The organism is Mucilaginibacter sp. P4_D1, assembly GCF_056401935.1.
Genome location: NZ_JBFUIJ010000039.1, coordinates 41,424 through 63,572 on the forward strand (window position 1 = coordinate 41,424; position 22,149 = coordinate 63,572).

At 42.3% G+C, this 22,149-nt stretch carries 27 protein-coding genes; 15 read left to right on the top strand and 12 right to left on the bottom strand.

Going from position 1 to position 22,149, the window contains the following annotated elements; genetic code table 11:
• Positions 1-31 precede the first annotated feature (31 nt).
• Both AC1DV1_RS24505 and hemN read left to right on the top strand, forming a co-directional pair.
• The gene (locus AC1DV1_RS24505; RefSeq protein WP_477364925.1) at positions 32-1,066 is read left to right on the top strand and encodes a 2-hydroxyacid dehydrogenase; all 1,035 of its coding nucleotides are present in this window, start codon (positions 32-34) and stop codon (positions 1,064-1,066) included.
• Positions 1,066-2,436: an oxygen-independent coproporphyrinogen III oxidase gene (gene hemN / locus AC1DV1_RS24510; RefSeq protein ID WP_477364928.1), complete on the top strand. Its 1,371-nt coding sequence runs from the start codon at positions 1,066-1,068 to the stop codon at positions 2,434-2,436. The genes AC1DV1_RS24505 and hemN overlap by 1 nt, the downstream gene beginning before the upstream one ends.
• 131 nt (positions 2,437-2,567) lie before the next feature.
• Here the strand turns inward: hemN and AC1DV1_RS24515 are convergent, their stop codons facing one another.
• The 4 genes from AC1DV1_RS24515 to AC1DV1_RS24530 form a co-directional block, all read right to left on the bottom strand.
• Positions 2,568-3,839, bottom strand: a complete 1,272-nt coding sequence (locus AC1DV1_RS24515) for an aspartate kinase (protein WP_477364931.1) — start codon at positions 3,837-3,839, stop codon at positions 2,568-2,570.
• A complete protein-coding gene (locus tag AC1DV1_RS24520; RefSeq protein ID WP_477364934.1) occupies positions 3,840-4,634 on the bottom strand; it encodes an RsiV family protein in 795 nt (264 codons plus the stop codon).
• 268 nt (positions 4,635-4,902) lie between these two features.
• Complete coding sequence (locus AC1DV1_RS24525; RefSeq protein ID WP_477365003.1) at positions 4,903-5,322, bottom strand: N-acetyltransferase family protein; 420 nt, start codon at positions 5,320-5,322, stop codon at positions 4,903-4,905.
• A 245-nt stretch (positions 5,323-5,567) separates the two neighbouring features.
• Positions 5,568-6,257, bottom strand: a complete 690-nt coding sequence (locus AC1DV1_RS24530) for a YggS family pyridoxal phosphate-dependent enzyme (RefSeq protein WP_477364937.1) — start codon at positions 6,255-6,257, stop codon at positions 5,568-5,570.
• 43 nt (positions 6,258-6,300) lie between these two features.
• On the opposite strand from AC1DV1_RS24530, the gene AC1DV1_RS24535 reads away from it, so the two are divergent.
• The 5 genes from AC1DV1_RS24535 to AC1DV1_RS24555 all read left to right on the top strand — a co-directional run bounded on the left by AC1DV1_RS24535 (position 6,301) and on the right by AC1DV1_RS24555 (position 11,497).
• Positions 6,301-6,912 carry a DUF4296 domain-containing protein gene (locus tag AC1DV1_RS24535; protein WP_477364940.1) on the top strand — a complete coding sequence of 204 codons (612 nt, stop codon included), beginning with the start codon at positions 6,301-6,303 and terminating at the stop codon, positions 6,910-6,912.
• A complete protein-coding gene (locus AC1DV1_RS24540; RefSeq protein WP_477364943.1) occupies positions 6,893-9,265 on the top strand; it encodes an endonuclease MutS2 in 2,373 nt (790 codons plus the stop codon). The genes AC1DV1_RS24535 and AC1DV1_RS24540 overlap by 20 nt, the downstream gene beginning before the upstream one ends.
• A gap of 3 nt (positions 9,266-9,268) precedes the next feature.
• Entirely contained in the window at positions 9,269-9,790 is a 522-nt protein-coding gene (locus AC1DV1_RS24545; RefSeq protein ID WP_477364946.1) for a hypothetical protein, read from the top strand.
• A 48-nt stretch (positions 9,791-9,838) separates the two neighbouring features.
• The gene (locus AC1DV1_RS24550; RefSeq protein WP_477364951.1) at positions 9,839-10,201 is read left to right on the top strand and encodes a VOC family protein; all 363 of its coding nucleotides are present in this window, start codon (positions 9,839-9,841) and stop codon (positions 10,199-10,201) included.
• Positions 10,202-10,411: 210 nt separating this feature from the next.
• A complete protein-coding gene (locus AC1DV1_RS24555; protein WP_477364954.1) occupies positions 10,412-11,497 on the top strand; it encodes an SGNH/GDSL hydrolase family protein in 1,086 nt (361 codons plus the stop codon).
• A gap of 184 nt (positions 11,498-11,681) precedes the next feature.
• Here the strand turns inward: AC1DV1_RS24555 and AC1DV1_RS24560 are convergent, their stop codons facing one another.
• Entirely contained in the window at positions 11,682-12,224 is a 543-nt protein-coding gene (locus AC1DV1_RS24560; protein WP_477364957.1) for a hypothetical protein, read from the bottom strand.
• Between the two features lie 229 nt (positions 12,225-12,453).
• Here AC1DV1_RS24560 and AC1DV1_RS24565 point away from each other — a divergent pair, with 229 nt between their 5' ends.
• The 5 genes from AC1DV1_RS24565 to AC1DV1_RS24585 all read left to right on the top strand — a co-directional run bounded on the left by AC1DV1_RS24565 (position 12,454) and on the right by AC1DV1_RS24585 (position 14,680).
• Complete coding sequence (locus tag AC1DV1_RS24565; protein WP_477364960.1) at positions 12,454-13,149, top strand: CoA transferase subunit A; 696 nt, start codon at positions 12,454-12,456, stop codon at positions 13,147-13,149.
• Between the two features lie 56 nt (positions 13,150-13,205).
• On the top strand, positions 13,206-13,397 hold the full coding sequence (locus AC1DV1_RS24570; RefSeq protein WP_477364963.1) for a four helix bundle protein: 192 nt from the start codon (positions 13,206-13,208) through the stop codon (positions 13,395-13,397).
• Complete coding sequence (locus AC1DV1_RS24575; protein ID WP_477364966.1) at positions 13,384-13,554, top strand: four helix bundle protein; 171 nt, start codon at positions 13,384-13,386, stop codon at positions 13,552-13,554. The genes AC1DV1_RS24570 and AC1DV1_RS24575 overlap by 14 nt, the downstream gene beginning before the upstream one ends.
• A 39-nt stretch (positions 13,555-13,593) precedes the next feature.
• Positions 13,594-14,250 carry a 3-oxoacid CoA-transferase subunit B gene (locus AC1DV1_RS24580; protein WP_477364969.1) on the top strand — a complete coding sequence of 219 codons (657 nt, stop codon included), beginning with the start codon at positions 13,594-13,596 and terminating at the stop codon, positions 14,248-14,250.
• 94 nt (positions 14,251-14,344) lie between these two features.
• Positions 14,345-14,680 carry a superinfection immunity protein gene (locus AC1DV1_RS24585; RefSeq protein WP_477364972.1) on the top strand — a complete coding sequence of 112 codons (336 nt, stop codon included), beginning with the start codon at positions 14,345-14,347 and terminating at the stop codon, positions 14,678-14,680.
• Between the two features lie 62 nt (positions 14,681-14,742).
• Here AC1DV1_RS24585 and AC1DV1_RS24590 read toward each other — a convergent pair whose 3' ends face one another.
• Genes AC1DV1_RS24590 through AC1DV1_RS24600 form a run of 3 tightly spaced genes read right to left on the bottom strand, consistent with a single transcriptional unit; the run spans position 14,743 to position 17,173 of the window.
• Entirely contained in the window at positions 14,743-15,375 is a 633-nt protein-coding gene (locus tag AC1DV1_RS24590) for a uridine kinase family protein (RefSeq protein ID WP_477364975.1), read from the bottom strand.
• Positions 15,368-16,387, bottom strand: coding sequence for a LysM peptidoglycan-binding domain-containing protein (locus tag AC1DV1_RS24595; RefSeq protein WP_477364978.1), 1,020 nt, complete (start codon positions 16,385-16,387; stop codon positions 15,368-15,370). The genes AC1DV1_RS24590 and AC1DV1_RS24595 overlap by 8 nt, the downstream gene beginning before the upstream one ends.
• A gap of 6 nt (positions 16,388-16,393) precedes the next feature.
• Positions 16,394-17,173, bottom strand: coding sequence for a DUF4905 domain-containing protein (locus AC1DV1_RS24600; protein WP_477364981.1), 780 nt, complete (start codon positions 17,171-17,173; stop codon positions 16,394-16,396).
• A gap of 95 nt (positions 17,174-17,268) precedes the next feature.
• Between AC1DV1_RS24600 and AC1DV1_RS24605 the strand changes: the two genes are divergently transcribed.
• Both AC1DV1_RS24605 and AC1DV1_RS24610 read left to right on the top strand, forming a co-directional pair.
• Positions 17,269-17,748, top strand: coding sequence for a Dps family protein (locus tag AC1DV1_RS24605; protein WP_477364984.1), 480 nt, complete (start codon positions 17,269-17,271; stop codon positions 17,746-17,748).
• A 207-nt stretch (positions 17,749-17,955) separates the two neighbouring features.
• Positions 17,956-18,363 carry a DUF6855 family protein gene (locus AC1DV1_RS24610; RefSeq protein WP_477364987.1) on the top strand — a complete coding sequence of 136 codons (408 nt, stop codon included), beginning with the start codon at positions 17,956-17,958 and terminating at the stop codon, positions 18,361-18,363.
• 27 nt (positions 18,364-18,390) lie between these two features.
• Here the strand turns inward: AC1DV1_RS24610 and AC1DV1_RS24615 are convergent, their stop codons facing one another.
• The 3 genes from AC1DV1_RS24615 to AC1DV1_RS24625 all read right to left on the bottom strand — a co-directional run bounded on the left by AC1DV1_RS24615 (position 18,391) and on the right by AC1DV1_RS24625 (position 21,089).
• A complete protein-coding gene (locus AC1DV1_RS24615; RefSeq protein ID WP_477364990.1) occupies positions 18,391-18,750 on the bottom strand; it encodes a hypothetical protein in 360 nt (119 codons plus the stop codon).
• A gap of 80 nt (positions 18,751-18,830) precedes the next feature.
• Entirely contained in the window at positions 18,831-19,763 is a 933-nt protein-coding gene (locus AC1DV1_RS24620) for a helix-turn-helix domain-containing protein (RefSeq protein WP_477364992.1), read from the bottom strand.
• Between the two features lie 237 nt (positions 19,764-20,000).
• Positions 20,001-21,089 (bottom strand): DUF695 domain-containing protein, encoded by a 1,089-nt coding sequence (locus tag AC1DV1_RS24625; RefSeq protein WP_477364996.1) that lies wholly within the window; start codon positions 21,087-21,089, stop codon positions 20,001-20,003.
• 203 nt (positions 21,090-21,292) lie between these two features.
• On the opposite strand from AC1DV1_RS24625, the gene AC1DV1_RS24630 reads away from it, so the two are divergent.
• Positions 21,293-21,721, top strand: a complete 429-nt coding sequence (locus tag AC1DV1_RS24630; protein WP_477365000.1) for an SRPBCC family protein — start codon at positions 21,293-21,295, stop codon at positions 21,719-21,721.
• Between the two features lie 275 nt (positions 21,722-21,996).
• Here the strand turns inward: AC1DV1_RS24630 and AC1DV1_RS24635 are convergent, their stop codons facing one another.
• Positions 21,997-22,137, bottom strand: coding sequence for a transposase (locus AC1DV1_RS24635; protein ID WP_477365006.1), 141 nt, complete (start codon positions 22,135-22,137; stop codon positions 21,997-21,999).
• Between the last annotated feature and the right edge of the window lie 12 nt (positions 22,138-22,149).

Here is a 22,149-nt window from a genome sequence, read left to right on the forward strand (position 1 = left end):
ATTGTAGCTTTGTTTTTATAAACAAGATACGATGAAAGCGGTAGCCTACAGTATAAAACCTTTCGAAAAAGAATACCTGGCAAAGGCCAATCAAAAAAAGCACGATATCACCCTTATTTCAAATCCATTGGGGCCTGATACTGCTATTTATGCCGAAGGTAAAGACGCTGTTATTGTGTTTACCAACGATGATGTTTCGGCCGTTGTGATAGGCAAACTGGCCGCACTTGGGGTAAAATATATCGTTACCCGATCGTCGGGTACCGACCATATCGATAAAGATGCCGCCGCCGCGCATCACATGAAAATTGCAAACGTACCTTCTTACTCGCCACAAGCCATTGCCGAGCATGCCGTAGCTATGGCCTTTGCCCTTAACAGGCAGGTAGTTAAAGCCGATCAGCATAGCCACGCATTTGATTTTAGGAACGATGGCCTCATCGGCTTTAATTTTGCCGGTAAAACCGTTGGGATAGTAGGCCTGGGTAGCACAGGCAAGGCCGCAGCCGCAATTTATCATGGGCTGGGTTGTAATGTTATTGGTTATGATCTTTTTTTTCCGGCCGATGAACCTTACGCCAAACCAGTATCGCTGGAATATTTACTGGAAAATGCGGATATCATAACCCTGCACGTTCCGTTAACAGCCGACACGCGGCATTTTATAAATACCGAAAGTATTGCTAAAATGAAAAATGGAGTGATGCTGATAAATACGTCCCGCGGTTTGCTTGTCAATACCGAGGATGCGCTTTCGGCGATAGAAAGCGGCAAAATAGGGTACCTGGGCATTGATGTGTATGAATTTGAAAAAGGTTTGTTTTTTGAAGATCATCAAAATGATGCCACAAAAGATCCTTTGCTAAATAAGCTGATGGAGCACCCTAATGTGCTGGTAACACCGCACCAGGCATACCTTACCCGCGAAGCGCTGCAGGAGATAGCCAATTCAACCATAAAAAGCCTTGATTTATGGCAGCAAAACAAATGTGTGGGTAAAGCATGCGCCTGTGCAAAAGAATGCCAGAAAACGGTAACCAACAACATCATGACCGACGTTAAATAATGGAAAATAAATCGCTCCTGCTTACTGATAAATATAATGTAGCTGTCCCGCGCTACACCAGTTATCCAACAATGCCTTACTGGGATGCCAATACCTTTAGCGTCGAATTATGGCAGCAATCTGTAAAGTTTTCATTTACTGAAAGCAATGCGCAATCGGGTATCAGTTTATACATCCATTTGCCTTATTGCGAAAGTTTGTGTACTTACTGCGGCTGCAATACCCGTATTACCAAAAATCACAGGGTTGAAGAACCTTATATAGCCGCTGTTTTAAAAGAGTGGGATATGTACCTGGCGGTTTTTAACGACAAGCCGGTGATAAAGGAAATTCATATGGGCGGGGGCACCCCTACCTTTTTTAGCCCCAAAAACCTGCAAACGCTTATAAAAGGGATTATTAAAAAGGCCACGATACACCCCGATGCCGAATTTAGCTTTGAAGCACACCCGGCAAATACAACGGTAGATCATTTGCAGATTTTGTATGACCTTGGCTTCAGAAGGCTATCATTAGGTATACAGGACTTTGATCCTAAGGTGCAGTTTATCATCAACCGCCATCAAACTGCCGACCAGGTGATGGCTGTAACCCAACAAGCCCGCAGGATAGGTTATACCTCCATTAATTACGATTTGATATACGGACTGCCTTTGCAAACTTTGGCCGGCCTTGCCGATACCATGAACAAGGTAGCCTTATTCAGGCCGGATAGGATTGCGTTTTATAGCTATGCCCACGTGCCATGGATAAAACCCGGCCAAAGGCGTTTTACCGAGCAGGACTTGCCCGATGCTGCTGCCAAAACCAAGCTGCACGAAACCGGTAGGGCTTTATTAATGCACTATGGCTACCACGAAATTGGTATGGATCATTTTGCATTACCGGGCGATACGCTTTTACACGCAGAACAAAATGGCAAGCTGCACCGCAATTTTATGGGCTACACCCATCAGCATACCCGGTTACAGGTTGGCCTTGGGGTATCCGCCATCAGCGACTCGTGGTACAGCTTTGCGCAAAACGTAAAAACGGTTGAGGAGTACTTTCAACTGATAGCCGATGGCCAACTGCCCGTATTTAAAGGACATATTTTAACTGCGGAGGATTTGATTGTCAGGAAGCATATCCTGAACATCATGTGCACAGGGCAAACCGTATGGAACCATCATGGCGAGCCGTGCGCTGCCGTAGCCGACGGACTGGATAGATTAGATGCATTGGCCGACGACGGCCTTGTTGAATTAAACTCCCTGGGACTTACGGTTACCGAAATGGGCAAACGCTACCTACGCAATATTTGTATGTGCCTTGATGCCCGGCTATGGGCCGATAAACCCGCCACGCAGTTGTTTAGTATGGCTATATAAATCATGAACGCAGAATGCCCGATACCGAGATCTTTATAGTCAGGTGTCGGGCATGCTATAGTAATTGCGTCAAACTTTTAACCTCGTAATAGTTTTTAACGTTGGGATGGGGGGCTTTCTAAATCAAATTTTCAAAAGCTATTGCTTCCCTTCACCACCATCTGTGCCGTATTCCTGCTGATTTGTTCCAGTAGTATTGTCTTACCGGCTGTTAATTCCTTCAGCGAAATTTCATCATAATGCCTGGTGGTGATCAGCGTTAAACCGCTATTGTATTTTACTTTAAATTCCTGTTTAAGATTGCGTAGCAGTTTGTCAAAACGATCTTCATGAAAATCAAAACAAACCGTAAAACTGAGGGCCGAGGTTTGCATTACGTTTACTTTTACCTGGTTTTGGGCAAACAGGCCGAAGATTCCGCTCAGGTGATCTTCTGATATAAAAGAATAATCAATAGGCGAAATGGATAGCAGTACCTGGTTTTGCTTCAGGATGATAACCGGCTTTTCAAACTTGTTGATGCCATCTTCTTTAATTACGGTGCCAGGGGCTTCGGGATGGGTAAATGGCTTTACCAGCAAGGGTATTTTGGCGTTTTGTAAAGGCTTTATTGTTTTTGGGTGGATAACGCTGGCGCCGTAATAGGTCATCTCGATGGCTTCGGTATAAGATAGTTCATCAAATTTTACCGTGTCGTCAAAATATTTGGGGTCGGCATTCAGGATGCCGGGAACATCTTTCCAGGTGGTAACGGATTGGGCACCCAGGCAGGAGGCGAAGATGGATGCAGTATAATCAGATCCTTCGCGGCCCAAGGTAGTGGTAAAGTTTTCGGATGTACCACCTAAAAACCCCTGTGTTACAACCACGCCTTTTTGCAACATGGCGGGGATATCCTTGCTAATGCTTGCCCGCGTTTTATCCCATTGTACAAGGCCCTCGCGGTAGCTGTTATCGGTATGGATATAGCCGCGAACATCAAGCCATTGGCTTTTTATGCCATTTTTGTTAAGGTAAGCAGATACAATGCGGGTTGATACCAATTCGCCAATGGATACTACCTGGTCGTAAATAAAATCGTAACTATCGTGTGGCTCATCTTCAATGGCCCAGTCAATCTCCACAAAAGTGTTGGCCACATCGTCAAAAACAGGATCATTGGCTTCAAACAACTCGTGCAAAATATCAAAGTGATATTGTTTGATGCTGTCGAAGATACTATGCATATCCTCGGTTTGATCTACATAAGCTTTAGTGAGCTTCTCCAGCGCGTTAGTGGTTTTGCCCATGGCCGATACCACGATGAGTAATTGCTGGCCATCGTATTGTTTAACAACATTGGCCAGATTAATAATACCATCGGCATCCTTAACTGATGCCCCTCCGAATTTAAATACAAGCATTTATTTAATGAATTTGCCCACAACCGAATTTGGCCTGAGCAATGTTTTAATTTGTGAATAGGGGATAAACAGCTCCGTAATACCCGCGGCATAAGGCTTAATTTCATATTGGTTGTAAACAAACTTGAGCCCTATAGGCGTAACCGAGAAATTATCGTTCAGCGCGAATTTATTATCCTTGAAAAAATAGTCGCGGGCCAGGGAAGATGTATCGCTTAGTTTTTCATCCTTCCTAAAAATACCTTCGGCAACGGCCTTTAATTTATCGCCATAACCCTCAATAAAAAGATCATTTAAGGTAATGTTTTTGTTGGCTTTTGCATTCCAGTTGATAAAATATGTTCCTGATGATCCATGTGCGCCGCCCTGGTAGGTATAACCACTAACTTCGAGAGTGGTAATGCTGGAATCCTGCATCAGCACTTTGGCATAGGCGCTTACAGTCCACTTAGGATGCTTTTTTAAATAATCGGCATAAGCCAGTAAAAATTTGGATGCGTTGTGCAGGTATTTAATATCTGCATTGCCATTGGTAAAAATACCCGATAACTTTTGCATAACCGAATCGTTAAGCCTTGGTTGCCCATCAAAAACCACGTAGCTGGCTTTTACAACCGTATCCTTATGATTTGTAGGCTGCCCTGGCAAGGTAGCCGGAAAGGTTGTAAGGCCATTTGTTGAATACCGAAGCGTGTCTTTAAAAACATCCTTATCTTCTTTGGGTTTAACACTCCATTGGCACGATGCAAACGTAAATCCGACTAAAATAAAACAAAGCTTACTGATGGTTTTCATGTTAGATGTTGTTTTGGTAATTATAGCTTAATATACCAATAGCTTGTTTGGTTTTACAAGGGCATTGTTTTTGAACGCTGGCTAAGACTCACCCGACGAGGCTTCGCCCGTCACCCTCTCTTCACGTGCGGTGGAAAGAGGGGCTTGAAAGTATCACTCATTGCCAGTAATTTAACTTTATTTAAGCCCCTCTTTCCGGCGAAGCCGAAGAGAGGGTGGCCAGCGCAGCGTAGYCGGGTGAGTCTTCCCCGCCATGCAATGCCGGTTGCTAATACCTCTGCAACTGCTCTTTCGACAACGACACATTAAGCCATCCTGCCTCAATATTAGCCTCGTATTTTTTGTAAAAGTTAATAGCAGGCTGGTTCCAGTCCAATACCTGCCAAACCATACCGCTAAAGGCAAGTTCTTTGGCTTCTACAATCAGCCTGTCAAGCAAAAGTTTGCCAATTTTTTGGCCGCGATAGGCTTCGGTAACAATTAAATCTTCCAGGTACAGGCGGCAGCCCTTCCAGGTAGAGTAGCGGATATAATAAAGCGCGAAACCTACTATCAACCCGTCAACGTCGGCCACATAAGCCTTCCAAACAGGTTTAGCGCCAAAACCGGCATCAATAAATTCGTCTAAAGTAACGGTTACTTCCTCCGGCGCCCGTTCAAACAGGGCCAGCTCATTTACCAATTCCATCAACCGCGGGCAATCATCAATGGTGGCAGGGCGTATAGCCCCCCCCGCCCCCTGAAGGGGGAGCTTTTGATTGGTTTGGTTTGTTATTTCGTTAGTTTCCAATTTTGTAAATTCTTTAATTATGTAAAACGTGCAGCGCTCCTGGGCACCTATTAAAACAAATAATTTGCGAAAAATTCCGGCTCAGTTAACCTAATCAACCCAATCCAACTTAATCAACCACTCAACCACTCACCACTCCCCAACTAATTATTCTTCCAATGCTTCACCACCCTGGTGCCAAAAATAGTGCTGCCCAGGCGTACCATGTTGCTGCCTTGTTCAATAGCTATTTTATAATCAGACGACATGCCCATCGATAAAATGTTAAAACTATCATCTTTTCTGAAATAGCTCACTTTTATTCCGTCAAAAAAGGTCTTCAGTTCGTAATATTCGTCTTTTATTTGTTTTTCGTTATCGGTATTGGTGGCAATACCCATTAACCCGCGGATGCGGATATTTTTACAAGCTGCAAATTCATCCGAACGTAACAGCTCTATCGCTTCATCAAAACCCAGCCCAAATTTGGTTTCCTCGTCGGCAATATAAATTTGCAGCAGGCAATCAATTACCCTGTCGGCTTTTTGGGCATGTTTGTTTATCTCCTGTAGCAGCTTTACGCTATCAACAGATTGTATCATGCTTACAAAAGGTGCGATGTACTTTACCTTATTGGTTTGCAGGTGGCCAATCAGGTGCCATTCAATATCTTTGGGCAATTGCTCCTGTTTTTCAACCAGCTCCTGTACCTGGTTTTCGCCAAATAAACGCTGCCCGGCATCGTATGCTTCCTGCACTTCGGCAGCGGGTTTTGTTTTTGATACGGCCAACAATATTACCTTGTCGGCCTCCGTTTCTTTTTTTAAGCTTTTGATATTATCTGCAATGCTCATTTATCCGTAAATTTGCTTAATTAATCAGCCGCTAAATTACAGAATGTATAAATACTTGACCTTGTTTTTTTCAGTAACACTTTTTTTGTGCGGTTGCAAAAGCGATAGTGTCCCCTCAAAATTTATCCAGCCCAAAAAAATGACTGGCTTATTGGTGCAGATACACCTCATAGATGGCTCGTTATATAATGGTTTGCAGGGGGGCGATAGCCTGTACAAATATGGTATGGGCAAATATTTAGATGCTTTCAGGAAATTCGATACCGACTCGGCCCAGTTCAGGAAAAGCATGCAGTACTACGCCAGCGAACCCGACAAACTGTTTAAAATATATGACTCTGTTGAGGTTAGGATAAAAACCATGTCAGATTCTGTTAACCTGTCCCAAAACAAACAGCGCGCAATTACCCAAAAGGCCGATTCGCTAAAAGCGGATTCGGTAAGGAAAGCGTTGCTTAAACCAAAAACACCTGCCCAAAAAGCCGATTCGGTTAAGCAGGCAAAAATCAGGGAAAGAGTGATGGCCCGGAAAGCCGATTCATTAAAGGCCGATTTGGCTAAACAGGCAAAAACTAAAAGAGCGATGAATTCAAAAATCGACTCGGCAAAAAAATTAAAACATAGAAAAAAACTTAATGCTGTACCCATTAAATAGTGTAGATAAGCTTGGGTTTACCGAAGTAAAGGAATTAATAAAGGCTCATTGCCTGAGCGAGATGGGCCAGCAAATGGTTGATAAGATACAGGTGATGAGCAATTACGACCAGATTGCCAAGTTTTTAAGCCAGGCCAACGAGTTCAAAAATATCCTGGTAAACGATGCTGCACTACCCATTCATCATTTTTTTGATATTAAATCCCTGGCCAATAAAGCCCGTATAGAAGGTGTTTTTTTGAGCGAGGAAGAATTTTACCAGGTGCAGACATCTCTGCAAACGGTATTTGCCGTTATCGCTTATTTTAGCGAGCGGGAAGGCCTTTACCCTAACCTGGAGGCGCTTTTTGAGCACCTGCCTATTGAGAAAGCCATTCTGAAAAAGATTGACGCCGTTATTGACCCCAAAGGAAAAATACGCCCCAATGCATCGCGCGATTTGCAGGAGATAACATCGGGCATAGCCAAAGCCGAACAGGAAGCTCGCAAAAAAATTGACCAGATTTTTAAAAATGCATCATCGAGTGGCTGGACGGCCGATGGATCGCTCACGGTACGCGATGGCAGGTTGTGCATCCCGCTCCTGGCCGAAAACAAGCGTAAGCTAAAAGGTTTTATTCACGATGAATCGGCCTCGGGCCAAACCGTTTACATGGAACCCGAAGAGGTATTTACCCTCAACAACCGTGTACGCGACCTGGAATTTGAGCGCCGCCGCGAGATTGTTAAAATATTGACCGCCTTAACAACCGAGTTAAGGCCTTATGCGCCGCTTTTACTATCATACCACAGCCTGCTAACCAAGCTTGATTTTGTACGCGCCAAGGCCCTGTTTGCCATTGATATTGAAGGCGAAATGCCCCAGGTGGTGAACGAGCCAAAACTGAAATTATTTAATGCCCGCCATCCGCTACTGTTCCTGAATTTTAAAAAGGAGCAAAAAACAGTAGTGCCGTTGAATGTGCAGATTGACGAAGGTACACGCATCATTGTGGTATCGGGGCCTAACGCGGGCGGTAAATCTGTTTGTATGAAAACGGTTGGCCTGCTGCAAATGATGGTGCAGGCCGGTTTGCTGATACCGGCTGCCGAAGCCAGCGTGATAGGTGTATTTAAGCAGATGTTTGTTGACATAGGGGATGACCAATCTATCGAGAGCGATTTAAGTACCTATAGCGCCCATCTATCCAAAATGAAAAATTTTGTGGAGCAGGCCAATGGTAAAACCTTGATACTGATTGATGAGTTTGGTACCGGTACCGACCCGCAATTTGGCGGCCCCATTGCCGAGGCAGTGCTGGAATCGTTGAACCATAAAAAGGTGAGGGGGATGGTGACCACGCACTATAGCAATCTAAAGATCTTCGCCAGCAATACCGAGGGGATAGAAAATGCATCGATGCTGTTTAATAACGTAGAGATGAAGCCGCTTTACCGGCTGGAAGTTGGCAAGCCCGGCAGTTCATACGCTTTTGAAATAGCCCAGAAAATAGGCCTTCCGCCAAACGTTCTTAACCTGGCCCGGAACAAAATAAGCGAGGGCCAGAAGAAAGTAGACACCCTGTTGGTTGACCTTGAGCGCGAAAAACGCGAGATATTTGAAACTAAACAAAAGCTGGACAAGCAGCAGCGCAAGGTCAACGAGTTGCAGGCCGAGAACGAAAAGCTGAAAAGCTACCTGGACGAAAATAAAAAAGTACTGATACGCGAAGCTAAAGACCAGGCCAAAAATATTATCCTGAATGCCAATAAGCTGGTTGAAAACACCATATCCGAAATTAAAAGCAGCAATGCCGATAAGGAGAAAACCCGCACCCTGCGCGAGAATCTGAATATTGAGCTTAAAAAGAACACGGTAAAAGTTGAGCAGGTAAAATCAACCACAGCGGCAGCTGCTGCCGAGGAGGAGCTGAAGCCTGGCGACTGGGTAAAATTAACCGATTCGGAAACTACCGGGCAGGTGATAGAGATCATCCGCGATAACGTGGTAATTGCCATAGGCGATTTACGCACCGTGGCTAAAAAGAAAAAGGTGGAGCGGGTGAGCAAATCATCGGTACCCAAAGACGTTAGGCGTACCATGAACTCGCATACCAGCGATTTTGCTAATTTTAGCCCGGAGATTGACGTACGCGGCCAACGAACCGAAGATGCCCTGCACAATATCGAAAAACTGTTTGACCGTGCCCTGATGATGGGGTTTGGTAACCTCAAAATCATCCACGGCAAAGGTGATGGCATCTTGCGCAAAATGATACGCCAATACCTCAAAAAATACGACCAGGTTGACAGACTGGAAGACGAGCACGCAGATAGGGGCGGGGATGGGATAACTTATGTATATTTGAAATAGACAATGACAGTGTATTTTGCTAAATATCGTTCGGTGATATTGTTAGCTGGACTGTTATTGTTCTCGTTTACTATTCAGGCGCAGGTATATTTAAAAAGCAACGAACGGGAAGTGATCAGCTTTAATACTATCAACGGTAAAAAATTAACCTTTGCTGTAAATAGTCATAAAAAATATGTGGTTTATCGGTTTGGCACCGTTGATCATATTGATTTGGAATATCCCAGAGACCTAAATAATAGCTTTAAGAAATTTAAATGGGATTATTACATTAGAGGCGGCGGCGTACGTAATGAAGCTACCGAAATATTCCAATTACAATTTGTTAACGACGGTTTTACTTACAAATTATACGAACAATGGGATGCGGTTAGCGCGGGTACATTGCATATTATAGGAGTTATTGTAACGAACAATAAAACTAATAAGGTAATTGATATTAAAGGAGATCTCAAAACTCAACAAGGAAGCTTAAGAGAGCTGAGGGAGATAAAGGATATTGAGCTATCTGAAGATGAATTGTAAATGTGCTACATTTGATATATCGATATAAAATAATAAGCAACTCTACGCATGGCCCTAAAAACTATCACTCCAATGTTATACACCCGGCAGGTACGGGAAACGGTAGATTATTACATCAATAACCTGGGCTTTACATGTGTTGGCTATGATGAGCGCTGGGGTTGGGCAACAGTTAGCCGGGATGATATCGAAATTATGTTTGCGCTACCTAATGAGCATGAGCCTTTCGGGATGCCCAAGTTTACCGGTTCATTGTACATCCGCACCGATAAGGTTGATGACTTGTGGAAGGAGTTGAAAGAACGCGCCATTATTTGCTACCCCATTGAAACTTTTGATTTTGGCATGCGCGAATTTGCCATTTACGATTACAACGGCTACCTGTTGCAATTTGGCACACCGGTTGATTAGGGCTTCGCGTCATTGGTCATTTCGCTGCGCTGTCATTGGTCATTAGTTCGTCGGGTGCTTCAATGTTGCTTGTAAAGGTATCCAGAGGTACGGGTTTGGTGTTTAAAAGGGTGTCGAAAGGTGTGCGAACGGTGCATGGCAGGAGGGATGTTTACGGGCTTGTTTTACGTCGGCAAATTTCATAAATTAGGCCTGTAAACCGGCAAAAAAATGCGTAAAATTTACTTTGTAATCCTGTTCCTGGTATCGTCAGGATCCCTATCAACTTGCCAGGCGCAAAGCCTGGTGCTCAAAAGCAAGGATACCCATATCCGTTATACCGGCCGCATTAACATGACCGATGAGGCTGCGGAATTTTATTGGACGGGATCATCGGCAGTAATTAACTTTAAAGGGACGGGAGTATCGGCTGTTTTGCAGGATGAGCGAGGCGAAAACTATTTCACAATTATTGTAGATGGTAAGGTAATCAATACCTTACACCTGGAAAATGTCCAAAAAACATACACCCTTGCCGAAGGCCTACCCGACGGCAACCATAGCCTTGAACTATTTAAGCGCACCGAATGGGATAAAGGTAAAACCACTTTTATACAGTTTATTTTAGATAAAGGTGCATTAATATTGCCACCCGCGCCGGTTAAAAAACGCAAAATTGAGTTTTTTGGCAATTCTATCACCTGCGGTTATGCTGTCGAAGATACTACCGGGCAGGATAGGGGAAGTGCGCCTTATGAAAATGGCTACATTAGCTATGCCGCGATAACAGCACGTCATTATAATGCGGCCTATGTGGCTACGGCTAAAAGTGGCATAGGCGTATTGGTAAGCTGGTTCCCGCTTATTATGCCCGAAATGTATAACCGCCTTGACCCAACCGACCCAACAAGTCTTTGGGATTTTGCAAAATATACTCCCGATGTAGTGGTTATCAACCTGTTCCAAAACGATTCGTGGATTGTTAAAATACCTGATAATCCACAATTTAAAGACCGTTTCGGCACAAAGCCACCCGAGGCTGATCAAATTATCAAAGCATACCGGGAGATGGTAAAAAACATCCGCAAAAAATATCCGAAGGCTCAAATCCTTTGCATCCTGGGCAGCATGGATGCCACCAAAGACGGTTCGCCATGGCCCGGATATATAGAAAAAGCGGTTGCAAGTTTAAGCGATAAAGGTATTTATACGCACATGATTCCCTACAAAAATACGCCAGGGCACCCAAGCGCCAAGGAGCAGCAGGCCATGGCTGATGACCTGATAGCGTTTATGGATAAGAATATTAAGTGGTGACAATTGTGCAGATTTCAAATTTCAGATGTGCAGATGATTTTTGTCCGAACTTGGTTAACAAGATTTACCAGATTTTTTAGATTTTGATTTACAAAACCACCTTTCTTGTAAATCCTTTAATCTGAAAAATCCGAGTTCAGAAAAAATCTGCACATCTGAAATCTGTAGATATGCACATCAATTTTTATTCCCCAACTTTCTGCTGATCAGGAACCTCATTTGGTCCGGGGATATTTGCTTGGTTATTTTCGCCTTGACCGTCATCATCGGCAGTACCTTCCTGGTATTGTTGCTGCGATTCACCGGGTTTTTCGTGTTCCTCGCTGCCGGTATTTTTGCCGTTATCCTCGCTACCTGTAGCCGCATTATAGTCTGAATGCCCTGACTGGTTGGGATCCTTAAAATTATTATTCTCCGGATGCTCTTCAGCTGGCTGCGTGCGGTGGAAATACTCATTGTTATAACCCGCGTTTTGCGAAGGATTGGCCGGGTCATCACCCGATGGGGTCAGGTTGTTTTCACCAAAGCTTTGACCGCCCATGCCTTGTCCTTCCATGCCGGGTGCATCCTGCTTTTTCATGTCGTCTTTTGATGTTGGGTAGCCATGCTGCAGGTTTTCTTCCGTCAGGTTATCATCGTCATCTACGCGATATGCGTTAGGTTTATTTGGCGTTTGTTCGTTTGGTAAGTTATTACTTTCACCAAATCCGGTGTCTTTTAATTCCATAGGTTTTATGTGTTGATGCATAATTATAATATTCGAATTTTCTAATTGTTTTAATTTTTTAATTATTGAGATAGAGTTGAAGGTCGAAAGTTAAAGAGCAAGATTTAAGACAGCTTCAATATGGTGGGAGAATAATTTATCGTCGGTGAACGCCGATTGAAAAAATCTTGATTCCTGACTCTTGATTCTTGACTCTTATCAGTAGTTTTGAAATAACCAATTATAAAACATGAACAAAGTAGTAAGTGATGCCGATGAGGCCATCCGCGACATCCAGGATGGTATGACCCTGATGTTGGGTGGTTTTGGTTTATGTGGATTGYCCGAAAAATGTATAGCCGCACTGGTAAAAAAAGGGGTAAAGCAGCTTACCTGTATCAGCAACAATGCCGGCGTTGATGATTTTGGCATTGGCTTGATGCTGCAACAACGGCAGGTAAAAAAAATGATTTCATCGTACGTCGGCGAAAACGCCGAATTTGAACGCCAGTTGTTAAGCGGCGAACTGGAGGTAGAACTGATACCCCAGGGTACCCTGGCGACCCGCTGTATGGCCGCGGGCTACGGCATGCCAGCTATTTTTACCCCGGCAGGCGTTGGTACCGAGGTAGCTATAGGCAAAGAAGTCCGCAATTTTAATGGTAAAGATTACCTGATGGAAATGGCTTTCGATGCCGATTTTGCCATTGTAAAAGCCTGGAAAGGCGATACCATGGGTAACCTCATCTATAAATCAACTGCCCGGAATTTTAACCCTGTTATGGCCATGGCCGGAAAGATAACCATTGCCGAAGTAGAGGAGCTTGTTGAACCGGGACAACTGGATCCCGATCATATCCATACGCCAGGAATTTATGTTCATCGGATTTTTCAAGTCAAAGATTATGAAAAACGGATTGAACATAGGACAGTGAGGGTAATTTGAAAATTTGAGAATTTGAAGATTTGAAAATGAATAAAAATTGGTAGAATAATATTTTAATGAGAGACGATAAAGAAAACCTGATTGTTAAATTGACTTTTGAGTTTGYACTCGATATAATCGAGTTTTCGGAAGAACTGGAATTGAATAGAAAATATGCTATTGCAAGACAGATCATCAGATCGGGTACTTCAATTGGGGCGAATGTTCGTGAAGCCCAAAACGCCGAAAGTAAAAATGACTTTATATAAATTCAAGATAGCTGCCAAGGAAGCCGATGAGACTGAATACTTCCTGTTGCTTTGCCAGTTTTCGAGGGGCTATCCGTTTAGTGAGTCGCTGATTGAAAAGTTGAAGGTGATTACCAGGATATTATCAAAAATTATTGCAAGTTCAAAGGGCGGCTAAATTCAAATAGACTCATTTTCAAATTTTCAAATTAATTTTATGTTAGATAAAAACGGCATCGCTAAACGCATCGCCAAAGAAATAAAAGATGGTTACTATGTTAACCTTGGTATAGGTATCCCAACATTGGTGGCTAATTACATCCCCGAAACCATGGACGTGGTTTTGCAATCGGAGAACGGCTTGCTGGGGATGGGGCCATTTCCGTTTGAAGGAGAGGAAGACCCGGATGTAATTAATGCGGGTAAGCAAACTATTACCATGCTGCCGGGTTCGTCGATATTCGATTCGGCTATGAGTTTCGGTATGATCAGGGCAAGGAAGGTTAACCTGACTATCCTGGGCGCCATGGAGGTATCCGAAAACGGAGATATAGCCAACTGGAAAATTCCCGGCAAAATGGTGAAGGGCATGGGCGGCGCTATGGACCTGGTGGCATCGGCAGAAAATATCATTGTAGCCATGCAGCACGTAAACAAAGCGGGCGAATCGAAGTTATTACCTAAGTGCACCTTGCCTTTAACCGGCGTGCACTGTGTAAAAAAGATAGTAACCGAATTGGGCGTATTTGACGTTTTGCCGCAGGGAGGCTTTAAATTGCTGGAGCGGGCACCTGGCGTAACAGTAGAACAGATAATAAAAGCAACCGCCGGAGAGTTAATTATAGAAGGGGAGGTGCCCGAAATTGTGCTTTAAAAAAAATACCTATAATGAGGTATAGCATTAATTGAAAATTATTTGCATCTTACAGATAAGTTATTGCGTATAAATGACAATATTAAATTAAGTTATGATAGATTATCCAGAACTGATACTAATATTCATTTTGTTATCCATTACAATGCCTGTTTATCTGCTGCCATCTATAATGGCCAGGGAAAAAAATAACTTTTTATCAGTGCTACTGCTGAACGTGCTTTTAGGGTGGACTGTGATAGCCTGGATAATTTCGTTAGTTTGGGCGCTCCGCACAGAGAAAGATCCGCTCCGCTCCTATAAACTCAATACCCACAATTGCTGCCCTAAAATAGAAGCCGAACTTACGAAGCTGAGAAATTTGTTCAGAGCCGGTGTAATTACTAAAACCGATTACCACAACGAAACCAGGAAAATAATAGGAAACTGATTTTAATTTGAGGATTTGAAAATGTCTGAAATAATTTGTTAATCCTCAAATTTTCAAATTCTTTAAAAGAGCTTTTCTCTTAAGTCAGCCGATATTTCTTCTGTTACTGCGATGATATCGTCTGCAACATGTGTGTTGTTGGTTATCACCTTATCACATTCATCTTTGTAGGGCAACAGGAACTCCCTGTAGGCTGGTACCACATGGTTTACCCATTTATACATCACATCATCATGCGAGTATCCACGTTCCAGCAAATCGCGTTTAAGGCGGCGCTGCAGGGCTATGTCGTCTTCGGCCTCTATGAAAATCTTCATATCCAGCATGCCGGCAATCTCTTTAAAGTGTAGTATAAATAATCCCTCTACTATCAGGATTGGGGCCGGCTTTATTTCCAGTACTTTTGGGATGGCATCGGGATTATTGAAGGTATACTCATGTTTAATGACAGACTCTTTATTTAAAAGCTTGCCAATATCATCATGGAAATGCCGGTCGTCAATAGTCGAGGGTAAATCAAAGTTGTACAGTTTGTTCTCCTCCTTGGTCATATTATGCGCCACAGGGATGTAATAGTCATCCTGCGATACCAGGGATACTTCATCGGCAGTAAAATGCTCCAGGAAACACTTCAAAAAAAAAGTTTTGCCAGATCCGCTTCCACCGGCAATTCCAATAATATAAGGTTTATTCATTCGGGCTTCCGTAGCTGATATTTACGTTAATGCGTTTGTCTAAGGCGCCTAAAGCATCGGCAGTATTTTTGGTCATTACAATAAGCACATTTTTTGTAGCCTCACTATCGGTAAAACGGCCTACTACTTTAGCATAAGTAGTATGGTTATTCATGGGGTTGGTAATTTTTATAACCGTGCCTATTGGCGCAGTACGGTGTAAAACCAATTCTTTTTTAGGGTCAAGGCTGGTATCATCTATCCAGGTGGCTACTCCTTTCTCATTTTTTTCATATAAGCCAAAGCGGTTGGCTTTAAATTTTGCATCGGCGCTGTCAATAGGCATGTTTGCCGAATCGGTTTTTAATACATCCTGCTTGGCAACTGTCCGATCTTCCGGTGGCATACCGGTACGAACTTTAATGATCTGATCGGCCTTTAAATCATCCGAGCTTAGGTTATTTAAATTCCTGATATCCTCAACTGAAGTATTGAATCTTTTGGCGATAGAGTAAATTGTCTCGCCGGTCGATACCTTGTACTGTTGTACATTATCCATGTTTACCGCCGCAGTTGCCGGCTGCGTTGTTGCTGGTGCCGGCGTAGCTGGTTTTGGTGTTGCTGCTACAGGTTGCTGTACTACAGGTGCTGGCTGTGGCTGTGCTACCGGTGGGGTTTTTACAACGGGGGGCTGAACCTGGGGCTTTTGCTGTACTACTGTCGGTTGTACCACTGGTTTTGTTGGCTGCGCAGTAGTTGCTGCTTGCGGTTCATCAAATGGCAGGTCGGTAGGTACTTTAATAGTGCCGCCAATTTTAAGCGTGGCGTTGTTGTTAAACTGGATGATGGCTTTTGGGCTCACTTTATAGCGCCTGCCTATGGAGTAGTAATTGTCTTTAGGATCTAATTTGTGGAGGATGATTTTTTTGCCATTCTGGTTTTCAACACCGATAGAATCTTTAGCAGTACTTGCAAAAACGGAGACAGAAATGGTTAGTACGGGAGCGATCAATAAAAGGACCTTTAATTTCATAATATGTTATAATACAGTATTTTGTAAATTTAAAACTATTAACACCGATCTGTTTTTAAGGTAGATCAGTTTATTATTATGTACTACAAACGCCTCGGGCTGCAATTTTTGTATATCCGTTTGCAACAAATCGTGATAAACCGTATCACCTTCATCGTCAAAAATATAAAGGACTTGTTTCAGTTGCCCGTCCAAAAACGTGTGCAAAGATACAATTCTAAAATTATTGTGTTCAAGGTAATCCACGGTATTTCCGTAGGCCTCAACTCCGTCCGGCAAACTTTTAAATGCTTGCGCCGGTAACACCTGTCGGCTCAAAATAAGGTTGTTTAAAACTACATCGATAACAGGCTGGTAGTTTCTTACCGTTTCGCCGGTTTTGATATCGGCCAGAACGGGTTTTTTAGGTTGGATTTGGGTATTGTAAACCACCGGGCCATTTACTGACAGGTAATCAAATGCCAGGGTGTAATTGCTCCATAAGGTTTTTCCCGACAAACCGTCAATAGTTGTTAATCCCTTGTGGGCGGGCCCTTTTTCTGATTGGTAATTATGCAAAACAAGTACGCCGTCAAACGCTGTTTCGATACCTGTAAGCCATCGCTCGGAAGTTGTGAGGCCTTCAAAATTCACGATGCCGCTATTCAGGCTGATTGATGTAAATGATACCAATTTATCCGCGCTGTTGCGTACCTCCAGGAATATAATATTACTTAACCCGTCAATTTCAATACGCCACACGGGCCATTTACATTGATGTTGAATGAATGGTAGCAACTTTGTCATAAAGTGTGTAAAGATGCTTAATATCTTCAAAACAGTGGTAATTTTACAAAACATTGCCTTTGCGGTAGTGTTAAAAGCACTAAATCACCACTACTATGAATGCTGAACAAATTAGCTTAGAAGAAACAAAAGTAAAGCCCGTTGTCGATCATTTGAACGATCTTTTGGCAAACTACCACATCCATTATCAAAAACTACGCGGATGCCACTGGAATGTAAAGGGCGCAAGTTTTTTTACATTGCACCTTAAATTTGAGGAGTTGTATACCGCCGCTTTACTAACCATTGATGAACTGGCCGAAAGGATCCTGTCGTTGGGGAAACCTCCATATAGTACGTTTAAAGACTATATTGAAACCGCACAAATCAAGGAAATTCAAACCATTGGCTTAAAAGATACTTTGATGGTAAAAGCTATTATTGATGACCTGGCGGCGCTGATAGCCAAAGAACGGGAGATATTAGATATTACTGCCAAAGCAGGCGATGATGGTACCAACGATATGGTAAACCGCTTTATGCAATTTAATGAAAAAAACACCTGGATGCTGCGTTCATTTGTGAACGAGGATTAAGGCTTTAATAAAATAGAAGCAAGAATTAAGAGTCAAGAATTAAGACAGGAAGCCGCTTACATTGTAAGCGGCTTTTTAAGGATTTTCAGATGATTTTTTCTTATGATACGAGCAAAACTTATGAGTGTATCTGATTATCTCCTAACTTTAAAGTCAATAAACCAATTGATAAAATATTCAGACAGACCTTAATTTAACTTTGATAAAATGAAACCACAAATTGGCACTAAGGAAACCCCATTAACCCTTAAAACACCGCCGCTATCATCAGCATATACCATGCACACCGACGTAAAAGATGGTAAAGAAGTTTTGGTGTGCACCGTTGGCAAAACGGTGTTGCTGTATGATTACCGTTGCCTTGCAGATTTGCACGCAATGCTTAAGCAACACGGCGACTGGATGGAACTGGGAAGTGCCGACGAACAAAAAACAGCAAAAGAAGGCACCGTTGAAGCATGGGGACGTTCTCCCGAAAATCCCGTTGGCGGCTGGTACGGACTCAAGAAAGGGTTACGTGGCCGTTTTGGCATGTACATTCCGCCCCTAATGGAAGCATTGGGACTTGCTGAGCTAACGCATGAGCCGAAAGGCAATAAAATGCGGGCCAAATAGCAGCTAACTCTAATAAGTCTCTCTAATTTAGTTACCCAAAGGATATTTCAGATATATCAATGCCAACGGAATTAACAGAAAAGGTATCTCAATTAAAGCGGCTTTGAATTCGCCTACGTAAAAAAACATCACCATCAGAAAAAATATCAGGGCGGCGTTTAAAATGTTACCTGCTACAAAAGTTTGCGGCATAAGGATAAGTATTCCGCTTAACAGTGTCAAAACTGATAGCACTTTTAAAGTGGCCTGGCTTAAATTTAATTTGCCAAATAATTCTGCTTCGGGGCCGGTGGCACCTGGCTTCATAGTTAATCCCTGCCAGCCGTGTTTTATGCTCATAAAGGCTGCAAATATGATAAGGGCACCGCTAATTAATTTGAGAGTCATGATGTTGGTTTGTTATAGCGCTAAACTACGTGCCATTGTTTATAACATGTTTGCAATCATCAATCAGCTATTTATCAATTTCAAACAATTTTTGCCCGTATTTCAATTGGCGATAGTGATGTTTGTTTTTTAAAGAAGTTTGAAAAGTGCGATAGCTGTTCAAATCCCAGGCTGTAGGCAATTTCTGAGATGTTCCAATCGGTTTGCTTAAGCAGGATTTTAGCTTCCTGGATAAGCCGGTTGGTAATAAGTTCGGTTGTGGTTTTGCCGGTATTTTCTTTTAAAACTTTATTAAGATGGTTGCTATGCACGGCCAGGCGGTCGGCATAATCTCGCGCAGTTCGTAATGTTATTTTTTGTTGCGGAGATGCTATCGGGAATTGCCTTTCCAATAATTCGATAAACAGGGATGATACCCTGGCCGATGCATTATGCGCACTGTTGTAGGTGGTTAAGGGCTCAAGCTTTTGGCCGTAATGAATTACCTCCATTACATAATTGCGGATAAGATCGTACTTGAATAAATAATTGGAACTTATTTCCTGTTGCATTTTTTTAAACATCAGCTCCAGTTCGTTGGCCTGCGCATCGGTAACCTGGAAAACCGGGTAACCGCCCGGGCGAAAGATAGGGAGTTCATCCAAAACAGCCCCGCTTTTTGATTGTATTAAAAAATCGCTGGTGAAAATGCAGAAGTATCCGGCCTGGTCCATATCCTGCGGTACCCAGTTATAGGGTATTTTGGGCGTAGCAAAAAGCAAAGCATTTTTTTCGATATGGATCACCTTGTCTGCATACTCCGCAATGTTTTTCCCCCGCACCAGGCTTATTTTATAGTAAGCCCGCCTGTTGTATGGCATATGCCCCGGGTCGTCTTTAAATCGGGGAATCAGTTCTTCCAGGTTGAATATATTAAAATGTCCTATTTCTTTATTGATGCCGGCAGGTAACAGCGATTCTACATCGTCTTTACCTACCTGTTTATAAAATTCGTCGATAGTGATGGCTTGCATAGCTGGTTGTTAATACTAAGATAAAGGTATTAATAACCACACAATTAAACCGATTGTGATTTGAATATGATAAATATATGATGCTTTATTTTCTTAATTTATGCTCCAAATCTTTGATTTTAAAATACATGACATTTGAATATGGAAAAAATATCTTTGCAGATAACCAATCGTTTTGGCGGGAATTTGTCAAAAATAATACGACATAAATTAATTGGTGTTCACCGCATGCTATAGCTATCTAAACCGCTCTAATGATTGCCAGTATTTATCTTTATAAACATCATACGTTATATCAACCTGGTTGGAATACTTCTGTATAATACTATAAGCTACAATGGATGGTTTTCTGAAATCTTTACAAGCAAAGTATATATCCCGGGCGTTGCCGGCAGTTTCGCGGCCGATGTTCAGGTGACCGTCAAAGTCTTTTAATTCACGAAGTAGATCGTTTTCAATATCATCCAACAGCTGATAGGTTTTCTTGTCGGGCATACCGTTATTGGCTGCACCGCCATATTTAATTTCAAAACTCATGATCCAGGGATGAGATGCCTTGCTGTCCCAGTTAAGTAAATCTGTGTTAATGATAGCCACCGAAGGGTTGCCGTTGTTCAGGGTTGCTTCAAACCCCGAATAAGTGTCATTTTCTGTGTTGTGTCTTATGCCTTGGTACTTTTCAATAAATTCTTTCTCGCGCCAGGCTAAAAAATCTTTTAGTTTCGCTATTGGTACCAATTCTTTTTCCGCCTCGCTTTTACCTATAATATTCACGTTATCTATGGTTGTAGCAAAATTTAGTTCGCCAATGAAATTGTCAAGAAAAATGTATATCCCATTGATGATGGTATCTTTATTTTGTTGTGTAAGGTCGTCATGTAAAACGGTGATATCTATTTCATCAGGGAAGTCATTCGAAGTGTTTTCATAAAAGTGGATGTTTTTATCAGAAAATTTATATCCGCCCATTTCGATGTATACGTTTGTAATGTCTAAAGCAGGTTTCAGTGCAGTAAACTTCCATCCGTTTACTTTCGGGGCGGCGTTAACAAGTTCTTCTACAAATGGAATGTTTTTGATAGCACCATCAGCAGTCAAAACAAGTTTGACGGTATGCTCATCAAATACGCCGGTTAAAAAGTAAAATCCGTCTTTTAGCTCGTTAAGCTTTGGCGAAAGTTTGTCGAAAAAATCTTTGTAGATATCTCCTTTTTCTTTTACTACTTTAAAAAAAGCTTTTTCATTTTTTTGAAACCAAGTCCAAAAATCCGCATAGGACCTAACAGGTTGTTCACCAACTTTAAATATATTCTTTAGAAAACTCATAGGCTTTTGATGTTTGTTTTTTATGATAGGCAGGGTTCTTGTGATAAAATACACTTGTTGTTGCACCAAATATAAAACACAATTAGTTATGTTAAACATTTCTACCTGTTATTCACACCCTGTAATTGTCGCATTTAGCCATATTCCTTTTTAAAATATTCTACTAATTTTATCAAAAGAAAATCAACCAAAAAAAATATAAGATGGAAACTGCAGATAAAACGGCTATTACAGTAGAGGCAACGGTAAACGCACCCATAGCAAAAGTTTGGGAATCGTGGACTGCGCCGGAACATATTACCCAATGGTGCCATGCATCAGACGATTGGCACGCGCCTTATGCTGATAACGACGCGCAAACAGGCGGCAAGTTTAAAACTACCATGGCCGCGAAAGATGGAAGTTTTAGTTTTGATTTTGAAGGCGTTTACAGTAATGTAGTGCAATATAGCCTGATAGAATATGGGCTTGGTGACGGTAGGAAAGTGAAGATTGAATTTGTTGGAGATGGTGATACCACTAAAGTAACAGAAACATTTGACCTCGAAACACAAAACCCCATTGAAATGCAAAGGGGAGGCTGGCAGGCTATCCTGGATAATTTCAAAAAATATACTGAAACCAGCCTGTAACTATTTTTGCTAAATAAAGCCATACATGCTATATTTGCACACCAGGCAGGTGTAAACCTGCCTGGTTGTTATTTTCCTATGGTGTAATGGTAGCACTTCTGATTCTGGTTCAGACAATCGTGGTTCGAGTCCATGTGGGAAAACTTAACGGGACTTAAAAACTTGGAACAAAAAAACGCTTCTGATTTATTCGGAAGCGTTTTTTGTTTTATTGCGTTTTGCGGTAGTTGAAAGAACAACTCAGGGATCAGTCGGAAAAGTTGGGGGGGCGATCCTCAGGCATATATTTTGGCAAGCCTGAATAGGAAGAAAGTAGTATCTCTTACTCCTCTTAAAGTAGCTCTAAAAGCTTTTGCCTTAGCATTAAATGATTCGGCTGAAGCATTTGTACTTCTGTTGTCGAAGAAGTTTAAGATAGACTCATAATG